Origin of the sequence: Saccharicrinis aurantiacus, assembly GCF_947489045.1 — a bacterium.
Classification (GTDB): Bacteria; Bacteroidota; Bacteroidia; order Bacteroidales; family Marinilabiliaceae; genus Saccharicrinis; species Saccharicrinis aurantiacus.
Window position 1 is genome coordinate 66,040 of record NZ_CANLCN010000007.1, and the last position, 17,563, is coordinate 83,602.

At 34.2% G+C, this 17,563-nt stretch carries 14 protein-coding genes; 4 read left to right on the forward strand and 10 right to left on the reverse strand.

The features are described from left to right. Positions 1-92: 92 nt before the first annotated feature. The 6 genes from QMO11_RS09925 to QMO11_RS09950 all read right to left on the reverse strand — a co-directional run bounded on the left by QMO11_RS09925 (position 93) and on the right by QMO11_RS09950 (position 7,785). On the reverse strand, positions 93-731 hold the full coding sequence (locus QMO11_RS09925) for a hypothetical protein (RefSeq protein ID WP_075601589.1): 639 nt from the start codon (positions 729-731) through the stop codon (positions 93-95). 261 nt (positions 732-992) lie between these two features. After that, positions 993-1,925, reverse strand: a complete 933-nt coding sequence (locus tag QMO11_RS09930; RefSeq protein WP_075601804.1) for a malate dehydrogenase — start codon at positions 1,923-1,925, stop codon at positions 993-995. A 250-nt stretch (positions 1,926-2,175) separates the two neighbouring features. Continuing rightward, on the reverse strand, positions 2,176-3,411 hold the full coding sequence (locus QMO11_RS09935) for an efflux RND transporter periplasmic adaptor subunit (RefSeq protein WP_282037102.1): 1,236 nt from the start codon (positions 3,409-3,411) through the stop codon (positions 2,176-2,178). Positions 3,412-3,465: 54 nt separating this feature from the next. Next, the gene (locus QMO11_RS09940) at positions 3,466-4,953 is read right to left on the reverse strand and encodes a TolC family protein (protein ID WP_075601591.1); all 1,488 of its coding nucleotides are present in this window, start codon (positions 4,951-4,953) and stop codon (positions 3,466-3,468) included. 82 nt (positions 4,954-5,035) lie between these two features. Continuing rightward, positions 5,036-6,394: an ABC transporter permease gene (locus QMO11_RS09945; protein ID WP_282037103.1), complete on the reverse strand. Its 1,359-nt coding sequence runs from the start codon at positions 6,392-6,394 to the stop codon at positions 5,036-5,038. A 35-nt stretch (positions 6,395-6,429) separates the two neighbouring features. After that, positions 6,430-7,785, reverse strand: coding sequence for an efflux RND transporter periplasmic adaptor subunit (locus QMO11_RS09950; RefSeq protein WP_282037104.1), 1,356 nt, complete (start codon positions 7,783-7,785; stop codon positions 6,430-6,432). A gap of 263 nt (positions 7,786-8,048) precedes the next feature. Here QMO11_RS09950 and QMO11_RS09955 point away from each other — a divergent pair, with 263 nt between their 5' ends. Further along, entirely contained in the window at positions 8,049-8,840 is a 792-nt protein-coding gene (locus QMO11_RS09955) for a phosphatase PAP2 family protein (RefSeq protein WP_282037105.1), read from the forward strand. A 102-nt stretch (positions 8,841-8,942) separates the two neighbouring features. Beyond that, positions 8,943-10,106, forward strand: a complete 1,164-nt coding sequence (locus tag QMO11_RS09960) for an alkaline phosphatase (RefSeq protein ID WP_282037106.1) — start codon at positions 8,943-8,945, stop codon at positions 10,104-10,106. 66 nt (positions 10,107-10,172) lie between these two features. On the opposite strand, the gene QMO11_RS09965 is transcribed toward QMO11_RS09960, so the two are convergent. After that, positions 10,173-10,523 (reverse strand): DUF6249 domain-containing protein, encoded by a 351-nt coding sequence (locus tag QMO11_RS09965; protein ID WP_282037107.1) that lies wholly within the window; start codon positions 10,521-10,523, stop codon positions 10,173-10,175. Between the two features lie 108 nt (positions 10,524-10,631). Here QMO11_RS09965 and recQ point away from each other — a divergent pair, with 108 nt between their 5' ends. Continuing rightward, positions 10,632-12,740 (forward strand): DNA helicase RecQ, encoded by a 2,109-nt coding sequence (gene recQ / locus QMO11_RS09970; protein ID WP_282037108.1) that lies wholly within the window; start codon positions 10,632-10,634, stop codon positions 12,738-12,740. Between the two features lie 71 nt (positions 12,741-12,811). Here recQ and QMO11_RS09975 read toward each other — a convergent pair whose 3' ends face one another. The 3 genes from QMO11_RS09975 to QMO11_RS09985 all read right to left on the reverse strand — a co-directional run bounded on the left by QMO11_RS09975 (position 12,812) and on the right by QMO11_RS09985 (position 15,425). Next, positions 12,812-13,213, reverse strand: coding sequence for a DoxX family protein (locus tag QMO11_RS09975; RefSeq protein ID WP_282037109.1), 402 nt, complete (start codon positions 13,211-13,213; stop codon positions 12,812-12,814). 110 nt (positions 13,214-13,323) lie between these two features. Then, a complete protein-coding gene (locus tag QMO11_RS09980; RefSeq protein ID WP_282037110.1) occupies positions 13,324-14,463 on the reverse strand; it encodes a lytic transglycosylase domain-containing protein in 1,140 nt (379 codons plus the stop codon). Positions 14,464-14,528: 65 nt separating this feature from the next. Continuing rightward, positions 14,529-15,425 carry a coiled-coil domain-containing protein gene (locus QMO11_RS09985; protein ID WP_282037111.1) on the reverse strand — a complete coding sequence of 299 codons (897 nt, stop codon included), beginning with the start codon at positions 15,423-15,425 and terminating at the stop codon, positions 14,529-14,531. Between the two features lie 165 nt (positions 15,426-15,590). Here QMO11_RS09985 and QMO11_RS09990 point away from each other — a divergent pair, with 165 nt between their 5' ends. After that, entirely contained in the window at positions 15,591-17,540 is a 1,950-nt protein-coding gene (locus QMO11_RS09990; protein ID WP_282037112.1) for a peptidylprolyl isomerase, read from the forward strand. Positions 17,541-17,563: the final 23 nt, after the last annotated feature.

Here is a 17,563-nt window from a genome sequence, read left to right on the forward strand (position 1 = left end):
GACATAGTTTGTTTATGGGTGATTAATTTCTGAAGCAAAAAAAAGGTAGAACGTAAAAGCTCTACCTCTGTATGTGTTAATGATATTAGTCTTTATTCAAAACCTTTGTACTTTTGTTTTAATTTGTTGAGCTCTCTCGCCAAATTCTGTTCTCTTTCAAGCGCCCATTTACGATGTTTATCCAATTCGTCTTGTTTATCGTTAAGAGATTCCTTTGTTTTAGTGGTAACATAGTTACTTCGCTTAAATAAGAATACCAATACCGCAATTGCAATAATTAAAACAAGCACAATTAACCACATCATTGTACTGTAAGTACCCTTAAGCATCAAAAAGCCCATAAAAGAGAAACTATCCTTCTCATTACTAACTAAGGTTAATTTCTCATTAGTTTCAGATAAGTTTTCTTTTAGCTTATTTATTTCCTTAATATGGTTATCGTTAATTACTTCTAAATCCTTAATTTGATCTTTGTAAATCTGAATAGAATCTAAAGAATTAACTTTTAATTTATTTAATGAAGAGGTTTTTACAACTTTGTATGATTGGTAGGATTCGGACTTAGTAATTACAAAATCAAATTGTTCTTTTAAATTTAATTCTTGACCTTCTAAGCCTGATTTAACAATTTTGGCAGGCGTTGCGTTTTGTTCTTGTGCATTTATATCTTGATTGAATATTCCAATAATAAAAGCAAGAATAATAGTTGTTGTGTAAAATGCATTCTTCATGTAGCTATCAATTATATTACAAAACTAAATTTAAACCTTTTTTTTAGTTATAACAGATTAAATTTTAGTTCTATTGTTAAAGAGATTAATTAAAACGACACTAAGGTAACGCAAAAAATAGCATAAGGTTATATAAAATGATGTTTTTTGTTGATTAAAGGTGTAATTTTGGTGATGAATGATGATTATTCATGTCTGCAAATAAAAAATCCTGAGTCGGAGCTCGACTCAGGATTCAATTGTATATTTTATAATACTAAATTATAAGCTACTTGCTAAGTCAGCATTGGTTTTTTTAACCCCAGCAGCAGACTCTGTTAATTTAGCTTTTTCAGCATCTGAAAGTTCAATTTCAATGATCTTTTCAACACCATTTTTACCTATTACACAAGGTACTCCGATGCAAATATCGTCTAAACCATATTCTCCATCTAATAATACCGAGCAAGGGAAAATTTTATTTGAATCTAAAGCAATAGCACGTACCATTTCAGAAACAGCAGCACCTGGAGCATACCATGCGCTAGTACCTAATAACTTAGTTAATGTTGCACCACCTACTTTAGTTTCTTCAACTACAGAACTTTTTTGATCCTCAGAAAGGAATTCTGAAACAGGAACACAGTTACGTGTAGCTTTTTCAATTAAAGGAACCATACCTGTATCGCTATGTCCACCAATAACCATTGCACTAACTTCAGAAGAAGGACACTCAAGAGCTTCAGCTAAACGGTACTTAAAGCGAGCGCTATCCAATGCACCACCCATACCAATAATACGGTTTTTAGGTAAACCTGTAGCTTTAGCCGCAAGATAAGTCATTGTATCCATTGGGTTACTTACGATGATTAAAGTAACATCAGGAGAGTATTTAATTAAGTTTTCAGAAACTTGCTTAACAATACCTGCATTAATACCAATTAACTCTTCACGAGTCATACCCGGCTTACGAGGTATACCACTTGTAATAACAGCAACATCACTACCTGCAGTTTTTGAGTAATCACCAGTTACACCAGTAATGGTAGTATCAAAACCATTTAAAGAAGCAGTTTGCATTAAATCCATTGCTTTACCTTCAGCAAAACCTTCTTTGATATCAACTAAAACAACTTCAGCAGCAAAGTCTTTGATAGCTACATATTCCGCTACACTTGCCCCTACGTTACCAGCTCCAACTACGGTTACTTTCATAATTATATTTCTTTTAATTTTATTGAGATAATTTATTTCTATTTTTCCAAAATGCTAAGGTGTAATATCATTACAAATTCTACACGAAAGCCATAATTTATGAATTTGGAGAGACAAATATAAATAGATGCATTTAATTGAAGATATTTTTCAGTAATTAAAACAGATGTTTCATAACATTATTAGTGCAATTTCCACTATCAATTTAATAGGCTTTTAATAACTTCAGTTATGAGGTACAGTTAATCTTTTATTCAAACTTATTTGGGCGGGTTAATAACACGGTTTCATTTTCGCTGATACCTTCTATAATTCTCATTTTCGTTTCGTTTTCACCTCCTGTTTTAACGTATGTTTTTATTGGTAATCCGCTAGTTTTTTTGAATACGTATTTAATGGTATCATTACCAAAAATAGCTTCACGTGGAAGTATTAGTTCAGATGGATAATCAGCAACCGTTATCATATTGGTGGTGGTCATGCTAGGGAGAATCTTTTTCTCTTTTGCATTTATCTGAATCAATACCTTAAAGCCATTCATGCCTGTACCTGATATGGGTTGTCCTATATTGGCTATTCGAATAACTTCACCCTTAAAATTATCATCAGGAAATGCATCAATACCAATTTTTACTTTTTGCCCAACTTTCACTTTCGCGATATCAATTTCCTTAACAATTGCTTCAGAAACAAGTGTGCTTAAATCTGGTATTATGGCAATTGTAGGACTCCAAGGGCCAACATCACTATTAACTTTTACTTTATGACCACCCCAGCCTCGCGCATACACAACCATACCGTTTGAGGGAGATGTAATTTTTAATTGTGCAACTAATTCAGTTAGTTCGTTTTGCAGTTTAAGGGCATCTTGCAGTCTTTTGTTAGCTCGGTTAATTTTTACTTTATGTCTGTTTTGCTCTTTACTTAGGGTTCTTTTTTTTCTACTTAATTCTAATTGAGCCAATTCTAATTCTATTGCGGTCTGACGTTGAATGGCCTTTGATTCAAATTTCGATTGTTCAACTTTTATTTCTTTTTCAAGAATATCATCTGAAGCGTTAATTATCTGATCGCGAAAAGCTACAAGGGCAATGGTACTGTCCAAGGCGGCATTATCAAAAGCTAACTGATATTCATCTACTTTTTCCATGCTTTTTTTAAGCCTGTCTTCAACATCAGCAGGATCTAGAGTAGCTACATAATCACCTTTTTTAACTTGTGTGCCTTCAGCTACTAGGTCAGTTATTTTTAAACCCCAAATACGGAGTTTTCTATTTTTAAGTAGGGGAGGTATAGAAATTTCCTCATATTTTAAAGCTTGTATCTCTCCTGTAGCTTCAACTTCCATAGTAAATGGGCCTTCTTTAACATCCACTGTTTTACCACTATTAACTATTGCTGAAGGTTTAAATATAAAAAAGGCAATTAAGCATAAGGCGCTTATTCCTATTATGAGTTGATTTCTTTTGGATACTTTATTGAGCATAATTTTATTTTACGTCTTGTTATAAAGTGAAGCTTTTATAATAGAATACACATCTTATTTCTGAAGTAAATCATCAAGTTCATGAATTAATGATTCATGTGTTTCAAAATCAAAAAGTGTTTTCTTTCTGATGGAGAAATAACTATTCCAATAAGATTGTATACTACTGATGTAATTTCTTTTAGCGGCATCTAACGAGTTTCGAGCAGCATTAAGTTTTATCACGTCTACTTTATCAATTAAAAAGCGTTGCTTGGTTACTTCATAACCCATTTGTGCAATGGTATCAGCTTTAGATGCAATTTTAACTTGTTGTTCTTGCATGTTAAATTCCATTACGCTGATAAAAATATCTTGTTCAAAATCTATCTTAGCCTGCTTTACGGTGGCTTCAGTAACTTCTCTGTCTGATTTCGCCATTTGTACTTTTCCTTTTCGTTGTCCCCAATCAACTATTGGCATATCTAATGAAAAGCGCAAGTTTTCCTCTGTTCCAAAAGGGGTTTGATAGGCAAGTCCTAAATCATCCGTATTTTTATTAAATCCTACGTTTCCGTAGATGTTTGCATTTATACCATTTTGACTTCTGGTCTGCGCTAAATTCCTATCGGCTTCAATTAATTGTTGTTGAAACTGCAGAATTTCAGGATTATTGGCAAACGCTTCATCCATTGCTTCATTCACATTTATTTTAAATTTTGGGATGTCTCTCGGAATTATACATTGTATGAATACATTATCATCAAATCCTAAAAAAGAATTTAAAGAAATACGCGCCTGGTGCAAGTTAACTTTTGCCCGAGCCAATGCCATACTTGCATTCAGATAACTTAATTCTAAATCTAATAGTTCGTCTTGCGTTACAGTACCAATTTCAAACCTGCCTTTTCCTATTCGATAAAGTGTATCTGCGTTTGAAACATTAGTTTCAGCTATTGATAAGTTAATTTCGGCATTGACCAGATTGAAAAATGAATTAGTTGATCTAATTGAAAGTTCCTGTAAACTTTGCAAGTATTCTCTTTTGGCTTGTTCAAATTTAAGAGGTTCAAGTTTTGCCTGCCACTTAAATTGGTTGAAACCATTTAAAGGTTGCGAAATGCCTATGGTAACCGGAGTTGTGTAATACGATAGATTTCCAGACTCAAAATTTTGTATGCGTTGTAGACTCGTAGATGCGTTGATTTTAGCACCAGTAGGTGTAATATTCTGACTAATTTGTAACGAAGCATCAGATGTAAGTCGTTCTGTTGGAACAAATACATCTTCGTTTGTATCAGGGTCGTACCTTGAGATAACAGAATGCTGATAGTTAATTGGAGTAGAGGTTAAGCCTAATAAAGGTAAACGCTCTGCTTTGTAACTCCTGAATTCCCAGTATCGGGATAGATACATGTTTTTTTGTCGGAAACTATAAATTGACTGAGAATAGGCAAACTCAATTGCCTGATCTAAACTCAGGCTGAGTGATATACTATCGGTTTGCGCATAAACACAGTTTATTGAAAAGGATATTATGAGGGCAATTATTATTTTTTTCATCTGTATACTGATTTGTACTATGGAATAAAATCCAGTTTACTTATATGTTCTTTATCTGCAAATAATCTTACTATTAGTGCTATTAGTGGCGAAGCGATTCAACAGGATCTTGACTTGCTGCGCTTTTTGCTGGGATATAACCAAAAACAATTCCTACTGTGGCAGATACTCCAAAGGCAATAAATACCGATATAAAGGAGACAATTGTTTTTATGCCAGCAGTAGCTTCTATGGTGTAGGCCAATAAAACGCCTAACACAATACCAATTAATCCACCCCCAATACTAATTAGGGTAGATTCTGCTAAAAATTGAACAATAATATCTTTACGAGATGCGCCAATAGCTTGTCGTGTACCAATCTCTCGGATACGTTCCCACACTGAGGCTAGCATAATATTCATAATACCAATACCTCCAACTATAAGCGATATGCTTGCAATGGCTCCTAGCACGATGTTAAAAATATCATTGGTTTTCTGTTGCTGCTTCAACAATAATTCAGGAACAGTAACCTCAAAATCGTAAAGGTTAGCATGCCTTCTTAGCAACATTCTTTTTATTATATCAGCTGTAGCACTCAACTCATTGGTTTCTTTTACTTGAATGATAATTTTATCTAGCTGATTTTCTATTGTGGCTTTGTCTTCAGAGTTTGAATTATTACCGCCACGGCTCATTTGTTCAAATATTTTCGGATTAATTCTAGATCTATCTTTAAACCTTAATAGGAGTGCTTTTGTAGGGATAAATATTTTATTATCCGATGAGGAAATTCCCATTTCATCAGATGCGGAAGCAGTAAAGTCTCGTTTCTCGGCAACGCCAACAACTCTTAACCAGTTTTCGCCAACCTTAATGTATTTGCCAATTGGGTTTTCTTGATTAAAGAATTTTACTTTAATATTATTGCCAATAACACAAACAGGTACTCCCTTTTCGTTTTGCTCATCGCTAAATATTTTACCCTTAACAATGCCAATGTTTAGTAAGGAAAAATACTCAGGAGCTACACCTTCTAAAACAATGGGATAACTTTTATCGTATTTAACCGCATAATAATTCATTGATATAACCGGACTAACTTTATCAACACTTGGTATGGTTTTTTGAATAGACTCGGCATCTACCAAAGTAAGTCCTTTTGATTTTCGTTTAGATTTTTGGTTACTATCATCGTCTGAATTAGTGCCATCTCCACTAATTACAGTTTCCTTAACAGGAGTGATAATAATGTTATTTACACCAACCATTTTAATTTGCTCCAACACTTCTTGTTGAGCTCCTTTACCTATGGCAAGCATACTAATTACTGCTGCAACCCCAAACATAATTCCAAGGGCAGTTAATAGTGATTTTAGTGTATTTGCCGTAATGGCCTCAATGGCTATTATTACGTTATGAATGTATCTTGTATATAGCTTCCTTATTGGTAAGTTCATGTTATATAATTTATAGGGTGAACACTAAATAGGAGCTATGATTCTAGCTTCATTTTATTTCCACGTTTTCTTTTAGCCTTGGGGCTAATCGAATCAGGTTTAACAATTTCTTGAGGTTTTTTAATTTGTATCGTGTCATACATTTCAATTCCTTCAATTTGGCCTGCTTTGTTAATAGGTTCGTTAAGGTAAACAGACTCTTTTTCGCTCAAGCCATGTTTAATAACAACATAGTTTTCGTTTTCAGGACCTAGATATACTGCTTTTTTTGTGTTGTTTTTATTGGTGTAAACAAACGGTATACTATCTTGATAAAATATAGCTTCAAGCGGAACGTAAATCACATCTTCAAGAGTTTGCGTTGTAATTTTATTACTTGTGGTCATCGCTGGTCTCAGATCCGTATCAGATCCATTTATTTTTATGGTTACTTCAAAAACTTTTGAATCCCCGCCAGGGATTACCTGTCCGATATTCGCTACTTCTAATACTTCACCTTCAAATTGTTTTTCAGCAAATGCATCAACACCAATGTGTACAATTTGGCCAACTTTTACTTTTGAGATATCAACTTCATTAATAAAGGTTTTAGAAATCATAGCTGTTAAATCTGGTAGTTCGGCAATTTTTGGAGCCCACCTGTTAACAGAACTTCCTACTTTTATTTTATTACCCATCCTATCAAAACTATAAATAACCATGCCTGGTGCCGGAGCTTTTATATCAAGTGCCTCAAACAGATTCTCAATGTCATCTACTTTGTCTTGTACTTTCTTTACTTCGTTGTAAGCTCGTTTTACTTTAAATTGGCTTTGTTGTTTTTTGAGTTTGTAGTTTCTCAAATCTTGTTCAAGTTTTCGTTCAGCCTTTGATAAATTCAATTCTGCCTGTCTGATAACGGCAGGAGATTCGTATTTAGATTGCTTTAAAATCAAATCTTTTTCTTCTAAATCAATACGGGTACTTTGTAAATCATCACGCAAATTACTAAGGTTGATGTTGGTGTCAATCTTAGCATCTTCAAAAGCTTCCATTTTTTCGGTAAGTGCAGTTAATGCATCAGCAAGTTTTTCTTCAACAGCACTGTGATCTAATGAGGCTACATACTCTCCTGAGTCAACCACAGTACCTTCTTCAATAATTTGGGTAACCTTAATTTCGTATATATTTATTGATCGAGCCCCAAGCTCTTTTGGTACATTTATGGAAACGGATTTTTCGGCTTGAAGTTGCCCTGTGCTGTATACGAGCGATTGAAATTCACCCCGTTTAACTTTGCTAACGATGAGTGTATCTTCGGTTATGGTTGTGCTAAAAAAGAAGTAATAAATTAAATAAGTGAGGAGCAGGCCTCCGCCTGTATAAACTCCGATTTTTTGTTTTTTCGTCATTATTCTGAGTTATATTATATCAAGTTTTGATTTGATGAAGTAATTTGAAGTCGGCTAAAGGTAATTATTTAGTGCGAGTGCAACAAGTAAGAATCTATATAACAATTGAATTGTTTCAACAAGTAATTGAGTGCTTAATTAATGATAATGAGAGTTGTTTACAATTGAAATAATATGCAGAGTGAACTAATAAAGCCGGTAGAGCTTATTATTGTAATTTTAGCATTAATTTAGCCTTTCAATTATTTATAGCAATGTATAAAATGAAGTCACGCGTTAGTATAATCCTTCCTATAGCAATAGTAAGTTTAATTATTGTTTTTGCCTCGTTTGGTGTAAGCCTCGAGTACTTTTCGGTATCAAATAAATTAATGGCTCAGTTATGGTTAGGCATAACAAATATTGGGGGTGTAGCAGGTAGTGGAATTATTTTGCTTTTAACGGCCCTTTTTATCAGTATTATCAGAGGGAAATTTAAGTGGAAATATTTCCTGATGATATTTGTTGTTTTCTCAGGTATTTTTATTGGGGTTGCTCAAATTAACGAACACTTTATTAAGGAACAAATAAAAGCGCCACGACCAAATATTGAATGGTTATCAGAGTTTAATAAGTTTTCTTTAGAAGAAATGTATAGCCTCCATTCTAAAAAAGAGCGAACAGAGTACTTAAAAAATGTTATAGCTGAAACAAATCAAAGCTCTATTGTGTTAGGGGATATGGAGGTGCAACCCATTATTTGGAAACACTGGCTAAAAGAAACAGGTTATTCATTTCCATCAGGACATTCAGTTAATGCCTTTTTAATGGCATTTCTGATTAGTTATATTTTTTTGTTACGATTTAGTTGGTTTAACAAGTATGGTGTTGTTACTATTTATTTAATTGCCTTACTAATTGCTTACTCGCGTGTCTTATTGGGTGTTCATACAAACCTAGATATTAGCTTAGGCGCATTATGGGGAACAATTATTGGCATTGGAATTGTGTATACTGGTTTATTCGATTACCTGGATTCAAAAAATCAGGCAAATGATAAAAAGTATAAATCATAGGGTTTGAATGTGATGTTTAGGTTAAAAAAATAAAAGTATTTGGTAATGGGTAGTTAATATTGAAATGATTTCTTTGATCCGAGTATAAATTTGATAGAAAATATGAGAATAGTAAAATTTGTGGCTTTAATAGCCATTTTTGTAGGGGGGAGTGCAGTTACAAGTGCACAAGAAAATTATAAAGATAAAGCGGAAAATCTGAGTTATCAGAACGAGGATTTTTATGAGGTAAAAAAGTATACAGAGAGTGAGCTAAAATTTAAAAAAGAGCCTAAAAATATTATACTATTAATTGGTGATGGAATGGGCGTTGCTCAAGTTTTTACTGGTCTAACAGCCAATAAGGGCGAGTTAAATCTTTGTAATTTTAAGCACATTGGTTTTTCAAAAACCCAAAGTAGTGATAATTATGTGACGGATTCTGCCGCAGGTGGAACAGCTTTGGCAAGTGGAGTTAAAACTACCAATGGAACAATAGGCTTGGATGCTAACGGAAAGCCAGCAAAGACTATTTTAGAGTATGCTGAGGATAATCAGAAAGCCACAGGATTAGTAGCTACATCTTCAATTACACATGCTACACCTGCTTCTTTTATTGCACATCAGCCATCGAGAACAATGTATGAAGAGATTGCTGCTGATTTTTTAAATACAGATATTGATGTATTTATTGGAGGTGGAGCTGCTCATTTCAAAAATCGTAAAGATGGGAAAGACCTAACAAAAGACTTGTCTGAAAAGGGTTATCAGATCGTTTATTCGATGGAGGAAGCAGAGAAAATCCAGAATAATGGAAGATTAGCTGTTTTTACTGCCGACGAGCATAACGATGATTATCAATTAAGAGGAAATATGTTGGTTGATGCCACTAATAAAGCCATTTCAACTTTATCGGCTGATTTACATGGTTTCTTTTTAATGGTTGAAGGATCCCAAATTGATTGGGGTGGTCACCAAAATAGTACTTCATTTGTAGCTGGCGAAATGTTAGATTTTGATAAGGTTATTGGTGAGGTATTAAAGTTTGCAATTGAGGACAAAGAGACTTTAGTAATTGTTACAGCCGATCATGAAACGGGTGGTATGGCAGTTACAGGTGGTGATATGTCAACAGGAAGTGTTAATGGTGGCTTTGTAACAGGAAATCATACCGGAATTATGGTACCTGTTTTTGCCATCGGCCCAGGAGCTGAAGAATTTATGGGTATATACGAGAATACTGAAGTATTTGATAAAATGATGAAGCTTTGGAAATTTAAGAAGTAATATTCTTGTAACAATATAACAAAGGCGCATTGTACTTAATTACAATGCGCCTTTTGTTTTATTAGTCTACTTATCCATTTTTTTATTTATTTGTTTCTGGATAAAATAGAAACTCAATAAACCACTTCCACCAAAGAGTAACATCATTGAAAAATATGCAACAGCTTCATTTATATCGGTGCTTTTAGCCAAATAATCACCGACTAATAAACCAATGCCTAGGGCTACTGCAACAATACCAAACTTTAAGGCTGCAGATGTTTTTTCTTTCTTTTCCCCTTCATTAAACAAGCCCGCATCTTTTCCTGCTGCAATTAAAGCAAGGCGTTCTGTTTTTCTGGTTCTAAAATGGGCTATTGATATTATAACGGCTGTTATAGAGCCAAATACGATTCCGGGAACTAAAATTTCTACCATAGTTGTATGTTTTTATTTCTATTTATGTTCTGCTTAGTAAGACAACATCTCTTATAAAGAGGTTACAAAAAAAGAAAGAATCCGTGCAAAAAATAATACTTTTGCGGCATGCAAATAAATAGGGCTCAGCAAATTCTTAAAAATACTTTTGGCTATAGTAAATTCCGTCCAACACAAGAGGAGGTTATAAAAACTGTACTTCAAAAAAAGGACTGTATGGTTTTAATGCCAACGGGTGGAGGTAAAAGTATTTGCTTTCAGGTTCCTGCTTTATTGGGCAAAGGGCTTACAATTGTGGTTTCTCCTTTGATTGCTTTAATGAAAGATCAGGTTGAGGCTTTACGCGAGAATGGAGTATCGGCGATGTACCTAAATAGTTCACTCGGCGATATGGAGCAACAGCAAGTGATGAATGATTTAGTAGATCACAAAATCAAGCTGCTGTATGTATCTCCTGAGAAAATGAATAGCGAGCATTTTTTCTATACTTTAAAACAACTTCAAATTAGTTTAATTGCCATTGATGAAGCCCATTGTATTTCATCGTGGGGACACGATTTTAGACCTGATTACAAAAAGTTAGGGTACTTAAAGCGTCAGTTTAAAAATGTGCCAATTATGGCATTAACAGCAACGGCCGATCCGCTTACTCAAAATGATATTCTGCAGCAGCTTAATTTAGTTGAGCCTGTTGTTTTTAAAGATTCGTTTAGTAGGCCAAATATTTTTATTGAAGTTCAGCCTGCCTATAAACGAAAAGAAAAGATTCTCGAATTTATTAAGCAACACACAGATGAATCGGGTATAATATATTGTTTGAGTAAAAAAAACACAGAGGATCTATCAAAGTACTTAAGAGATAATGGCATATCTTCAGGGTATTACCATGCTGGTATGGAGGCAGGATCGAGAAATAGGGTTCAAAGTGATTTTATTAATGATAGAATCAGGGTTGTTTGCGCAACAATTGCTTTTGGTATGGGTATTGATAAATCTAATGTTAGATGGGTAATACACCATAACCTGCCCAAAAATATTGAAGGATACTATCAAGAGATCGGGCGAAGTGGAAGAGATGGGATGGCAGCTAATGCTTTGCTGTTTTATGGCGTTCGCGATTATAATATACTAGCTCAATTCAACGAAGAGGCAGAACGGAGAGTGATTTTAAATGCCAGATTAGATCGCATGCTTCATTTTGCTGAGTCGAATCATTGCAGGCGAAAGTTGTTATTGAATTACTTTGGCGAATGGACAACAGAAGATTGTGGTGCTTGTGATAACTGCAAAGGGCGACAGTTTTTATTTGATGGTACGGTGTTGGCTCAAAAAGCTTTGTCGGCAGTGGTAAGAGCCAAAGGTAAGTTAAGTAAGGAATTGCTGCCATATGTATTAGTGGGAGAATCACGACCAGATGTTTTAGCTGGCGATTTTCATAAAATTAAAACTTTTGGTGCGGGAACTGAAAAAACAGTCGACCAGTGGGCTACAATATGTAATCAACTATTAGGTTTAGGATATCTAAAAATTGAATACCAACGCGGAAGTATTTTAGCATTAACGCCTTTGAGTAATAAAGTGCTTTTTGAAGGAGCTCAAGTTCAGTTACATTTACTCAATCAAAAGATTGAGAGAGAGACAAAGGTTGCACCTAAAAAGGTTTCGATTAAAGCTTCAGTTCCTAAAACAGAAGGAAGCTTATTCGAAAAATTACGACAATTGCGAAGAAAGATGGCTGTTGAAAGAGGCGTTCCTCCATATATATTGTTTTCAGATGCTACATTATCAGAAATGGTATCTCACATGCCAACTAACGAATGGGAGATGAAAGAAATTTCAGGTGTTGGAAATCAGAAATGGGATCAGTATGGTCAAGCTTTTGTTGATGAAATAATCACTTTTAAGAATAAAGGAAAAAGAACAAAACCAGCATACGAAAAAACTTACGATCTATATAAAAAAGGAAGCTCACCTGAAGTGATTGCTGCTCAACTCGGAATTAATTTAATTACCGTATATTCTCACCTAGCTACGCTATATCAGAATGGAGAATCTGTTGATATTGAACAATACGTTATGCCCTATGAGCAAATGGAGGTTGAAGCAATTTTAAACGGTAACACTAAAGCAACTTTGCAAGAAGTGTATGAGTCTGCCAATAAAGCAATACCGCATCATGTGGTTCGTTTGGCAATGGTTTTGGCCGAAAAGAATTAAAGATCGCTATGGTTTAGAATGATAATATTTCAAAACCACAGCATATTTGTTTTAAGAATTAGTTTTGGGACCTAATCCCAAATATTGTTTTTAGAGAATGCGTATTTTCCTCCACCAGTAAAAAACAAAGCAAGGGCGCCAAATAAATAGAGTCCCAATAACTCAATAGCCCAACCGCCATGTTTGCCAAGGCTAAATATATCATTACTGTGTGCCATAAAAATGGCAACTAAACAATTAATTGCGAATAATGCTGAGGCTAACCTTGTTCTTATACCAATTATTATGGCAATGGGAGCTAATATTTCTCCAACAAATACTCCGTAAGCTAAAAATTGGGGTAAGCCCAATTGTGATACCATTCCTTTAATAAAGTTAATTCCTCCGCTAAGTTTAGCTAAACCATGCAGTAGCATTAACAAGCCTATAGATAAACGGATCAATAGTAATCCGGCGTCTGTGTTCTTTTTCATAATTTCTTTTGATTATTTTGTTGTTTACAATACAACAACCGTTATTGGTAGTTTTGTTCCAACAGAAGAAGTGCAAAAAGTATCTTTTTGTGGTGTAATTAGTTTGTAACCTAAACTTCTTTCAATATAGAAAAGTGATTATTGTAGGGTGGAACCCAAATGGTTAACCTTTGTCCTGGGTGTATATCTTTCGATTTTAAGTGGTTCCAATGTAATATGTCTTCAATTGTACATCTATGCATTATAGCAATCTTATGGAAGTATTCTCCCTTTACCACTGTATGTATAATTTTTTTTGTGCGAGGAAGAGGGTATTCTTTCTTTAATTTTTTTAGTTCCACATTAGAGCCCGTTTCGATAAATCGAGAAATATATTTTTTGGGTAGAAAAAGGCAAGTTGGCTTTTCTCTGTTCGGAATTATATTTTTCGTGAACATTGGGTTTAGCTGCTGTAGTTCCGCTAAATCAATACCTGTTCTGCTTACTATTTCATCAAACGATATTTTTTTGTGAACGTATACCGTATCTAAATCAGAAAATACATAATTGGGTTCAAGATTTGGCGTGTCGTAATATTTTGAATATTCTATGGCATACGTTGCTGCAATAAAAGCAGGTACATACCCTTTAACTTGTTCGGGTAAATATGGTCTGAGTTCCCAGTAATTTGTAATACCGCCAGATCGTTCAATCGCTTTTTTCACAACACCGACACCACCATTGTATGCAGCCAACGCCAATTGCCAATCGTTAAAATTGCGGTATAAATATTCTAAATATTTGCAGGCTGCTTCAGTGGCTAAAATCGGGTCGCAGCGTTCATCAACATAACTTGTAACCTTTAAATCGAACATTGTACCTGAATGGTATAAAAACTGCCAGAGTCCCATAGCTCCCGATGAAGATTTTGCTTTCGGGTCAAGTGCTGATTCAATAACAGCAAGGTATTTAAGTTCTAATGGTAGATTGTATTTTGCCAAATATTCCTCAAACAGGGGGAAGTATAGTTTTGAGCGACTAATAATGTTAGCTAAGTGATCTCTTCTTTTTACTGTGTAAACATCAATATAAGCTTTTACATTTTCGTTATAATTAAGCTCAATTGGTGTTTGTTCATTTAGCGTTTCAATACGTTGCTTTATCATCCACTCCGGAAATTGTGGTATGGTATTATCTTGTCCTGAAATATTGCTATAAATAGTAATAGCGATAATCAAAACCCACCAATTTTTATTTCCAAATAGCATCATGAATTAAGGTATTGTTTTGATATTCGTTCATTTAAAAGCCAAACGAAATGCTTTTATCTCAATTATTATTTGAGTGTAAAAGTCATTGTGCCAATATTTCTTTCATCAGCAAAAATATCAGCGGTATATTCTCCCTTTGTAAGTTCTCCTGAATCTACTTTATAGTATAAGCAAACATCCACTTCTTCGCCACCGTATTCAATTACCCTCTTACTCGAAAAATAAATCTCATCACTTTCGTATTTGAAAACATCTTCACGCGAGTGAAATAATAATGCGCCATCAGGTCGAAGGATTCTTAAAAATATTTCTTTTTCACCAACCTCGGCTGTAATATTTTTTTGAATAGTGAAGCAAATCTTAATTTTATCTATTCGAGATAAACGCGTGGTTTTGCGGCCATTTGCATTCACTGTAGAGGCTTCCATATTAAAAGTTTCTAATTTGGAGGCTATATCTACTACCTGTTCTAATTTTTCTTTTTCGGTTTCTAATTGCTCAGCACTAGATTGCATTGAGCTAACCCTTTTACGATAAGCAATATTTTCTTCTGTTAGTTCTTGGTTTTTCTGATTTAACGAATCTATTTGCGAAACAAAGCTTTTCAATACCCGACGCATTGAGGTTAATTGCTTTTTATATTCCCTAATTTTAGATGAATTGGTAGCTTTAACGGTTTGGATCTCTTCAATAAGTTGAGCAATCTTTTCTCTTTCTTGCTCAAGCATAATATTTAAAGTGTCACTATTTGATTGAAGCGAATCAAAATTAGTAGCAAGGTCCTGATATTCGTAGGTAAGAATTGCTTTTTCCTCCTGCATTTCATCTATATAGCCTTGCATCTCACTTTTGTTTTGAAAATACAAGTAGCCAATAATAACAACCAATATTGCAGCTGTAACTCCAATAATAATGGTGGTTTTATTCGACTTCTTTTGAGGGGGTGTGCTATTTTGCTCCATCTTATACCTATGCTTAATTTTTCTACAGCCCACAAAAATAAGATTTTTTACGGATGTCACAAGGTACAGCTGTTAAGTTTAATGTGTAGGCAATTTTCCATTGTCGGGCAATTTTATTTTCTTAGCACCGTTTTTAAAAAACTTCACATTAATTGAATCTTTAACATGATAAGAAAAACGATACAAACTGTTGCTTTAGGATTATTAGTGACTATTGGTGCACAAGCACAAAACAGTTCTACACTATTAACAATTGGAGATAAAGAATTCTCTTCGGAAGAGTTTAATTTCATTTACGATAAAAACAACAGCTTTTCTGAAACAAAGCAATCAAAAAAGGAATATATAGATCTTTTTGTAAACTATAAATTAAAGGTTGCTGAAGCTGAGGCTCAAGGTTTAGATACCGTTCCTGCTTTTGTTAAAGAGTTTAATTATTATAAAAAAGAACTTGCTAAGCCATATTTGACCGACCAAGCAATAACTGATCAGTTGCTGAAAGAAGCTTATGAACATTTAAAAGTTGAAGTTGATGCGAGTCATATTCTTTTAAGGTTGGATGAAAATGCTTCGCCTGAAGATACCTTGAAAGTTTATGAAAAGTTAATGGGTATCAAAAAACAAGCTGAAGAAGGAGCAGAATTCGGAGTATTGGCTCAGAAATATTCTGAAGATCCATCGGCAAAACAAAACAAAGGTCATCTTGGATATTTTAAAGGTTTCATGATGGTTTATCCGTTTGAGCATGCTGCATATAATACTGAAGTAGGGCAACTATCTGAGATTACACGCACATCTTTTGGTTACCATTTGATAAAAGTAAATGATAAGCGAGAGGATAGAGGAGAGTTATTAACAGCTCATATTATGATGATGTTTCCTCAAAATGCAACTCCAGAAATTAAAGCAGAGAAAAAAGCTAAAATTGACTCTGTTTATCAGTTAGTTCTTAAAGGGGATGATTTTGGTGCTTTGGCCACTTCATATTCAGAAGACAGACGCAGTGCCACAAACAACGGTGAGTTACCATGGTTTGGTGCAGGTAAAATGATTCCAGAATATAGCGAGCCTGCATTTGAGTTAGATAGTGTAAATAACATTTCAGCAGTAGTTGAATCGCCATATGGTTTTCATATCATAAAGTTATTAGACAAGCGCTCTATTGCTTCTTTCGAAGAGATGGAAGAGGAAATAAAAGGAAAAATTAAACGCGATGAAAGAGCTAATAAAGGCACTAAATCTTTAGTTGCTCGATTAAAGAAGGAATATTCATATAACGAAAATGAGGCTAATATGAGCTTGGTTAAAGATAAGGGTACAAGTACTGATTTATCCAACGAGGCTTACGTTGAACTATCCAACGAGGCTTACGTTGAACTATTGAAAAGTGAAGATGCTATTTTATTTACTTTGGCTGATTCAAGCTATACAGGAGCTGATTTAGCAAAATTTATTATTGATAATAGAACTTATACCAAAGCCAAAAGAATAAAAGAATTTGATGCAATGTTTGAGGCTTTTGCCGATGAAAAAATCTTGAGTTACGAGGAGGCACATTTAGAAGAAAAGTATCCAGAATACCGCTTCTTGGTTGATGAGTATCACGATGGGTTATTGATTTTTGAGATTAGTCAAGCTGAAATTTGGAATAAGGCTAACGAAGATTCTATAGGAATACAGAACTATTTTAATGCCAACTCTAAAAGCTATTACGAGCCAGAACAAATACAAGGTGAGATTGCATTTTTTAAGTCAAAGAAGGATCAAAAAGCATTTATTAAAATAGCAAAATCCACTATTTTATCTGATTTTGATTCCATTAAGTCAGCAATGCCTGAGCCCAATAATATTAAATTGGTGAAGGGAACCTTTTCTCGAGGCGACTTTAAAACAGTAGATGCTCAAATTTGGAAAGATAAAAAATCGGAAGGCAATGTAGATAAAGAATTTCCTTATAGCTTTGCACGTGGGAAAACAATTCCTAAAGTTTACAAAGCTCTTGAAGAAACAAAAGGCCAGGTTATTGCTGATTATCAAACCGAATTGGAATCACTGTGGCTTAGTGCTCTCAAGCAGAAATTCAATCCTATTGTAAATAAAAAAGCCTTAAAATAATAAGGCTTTTTGCTCATACTAAA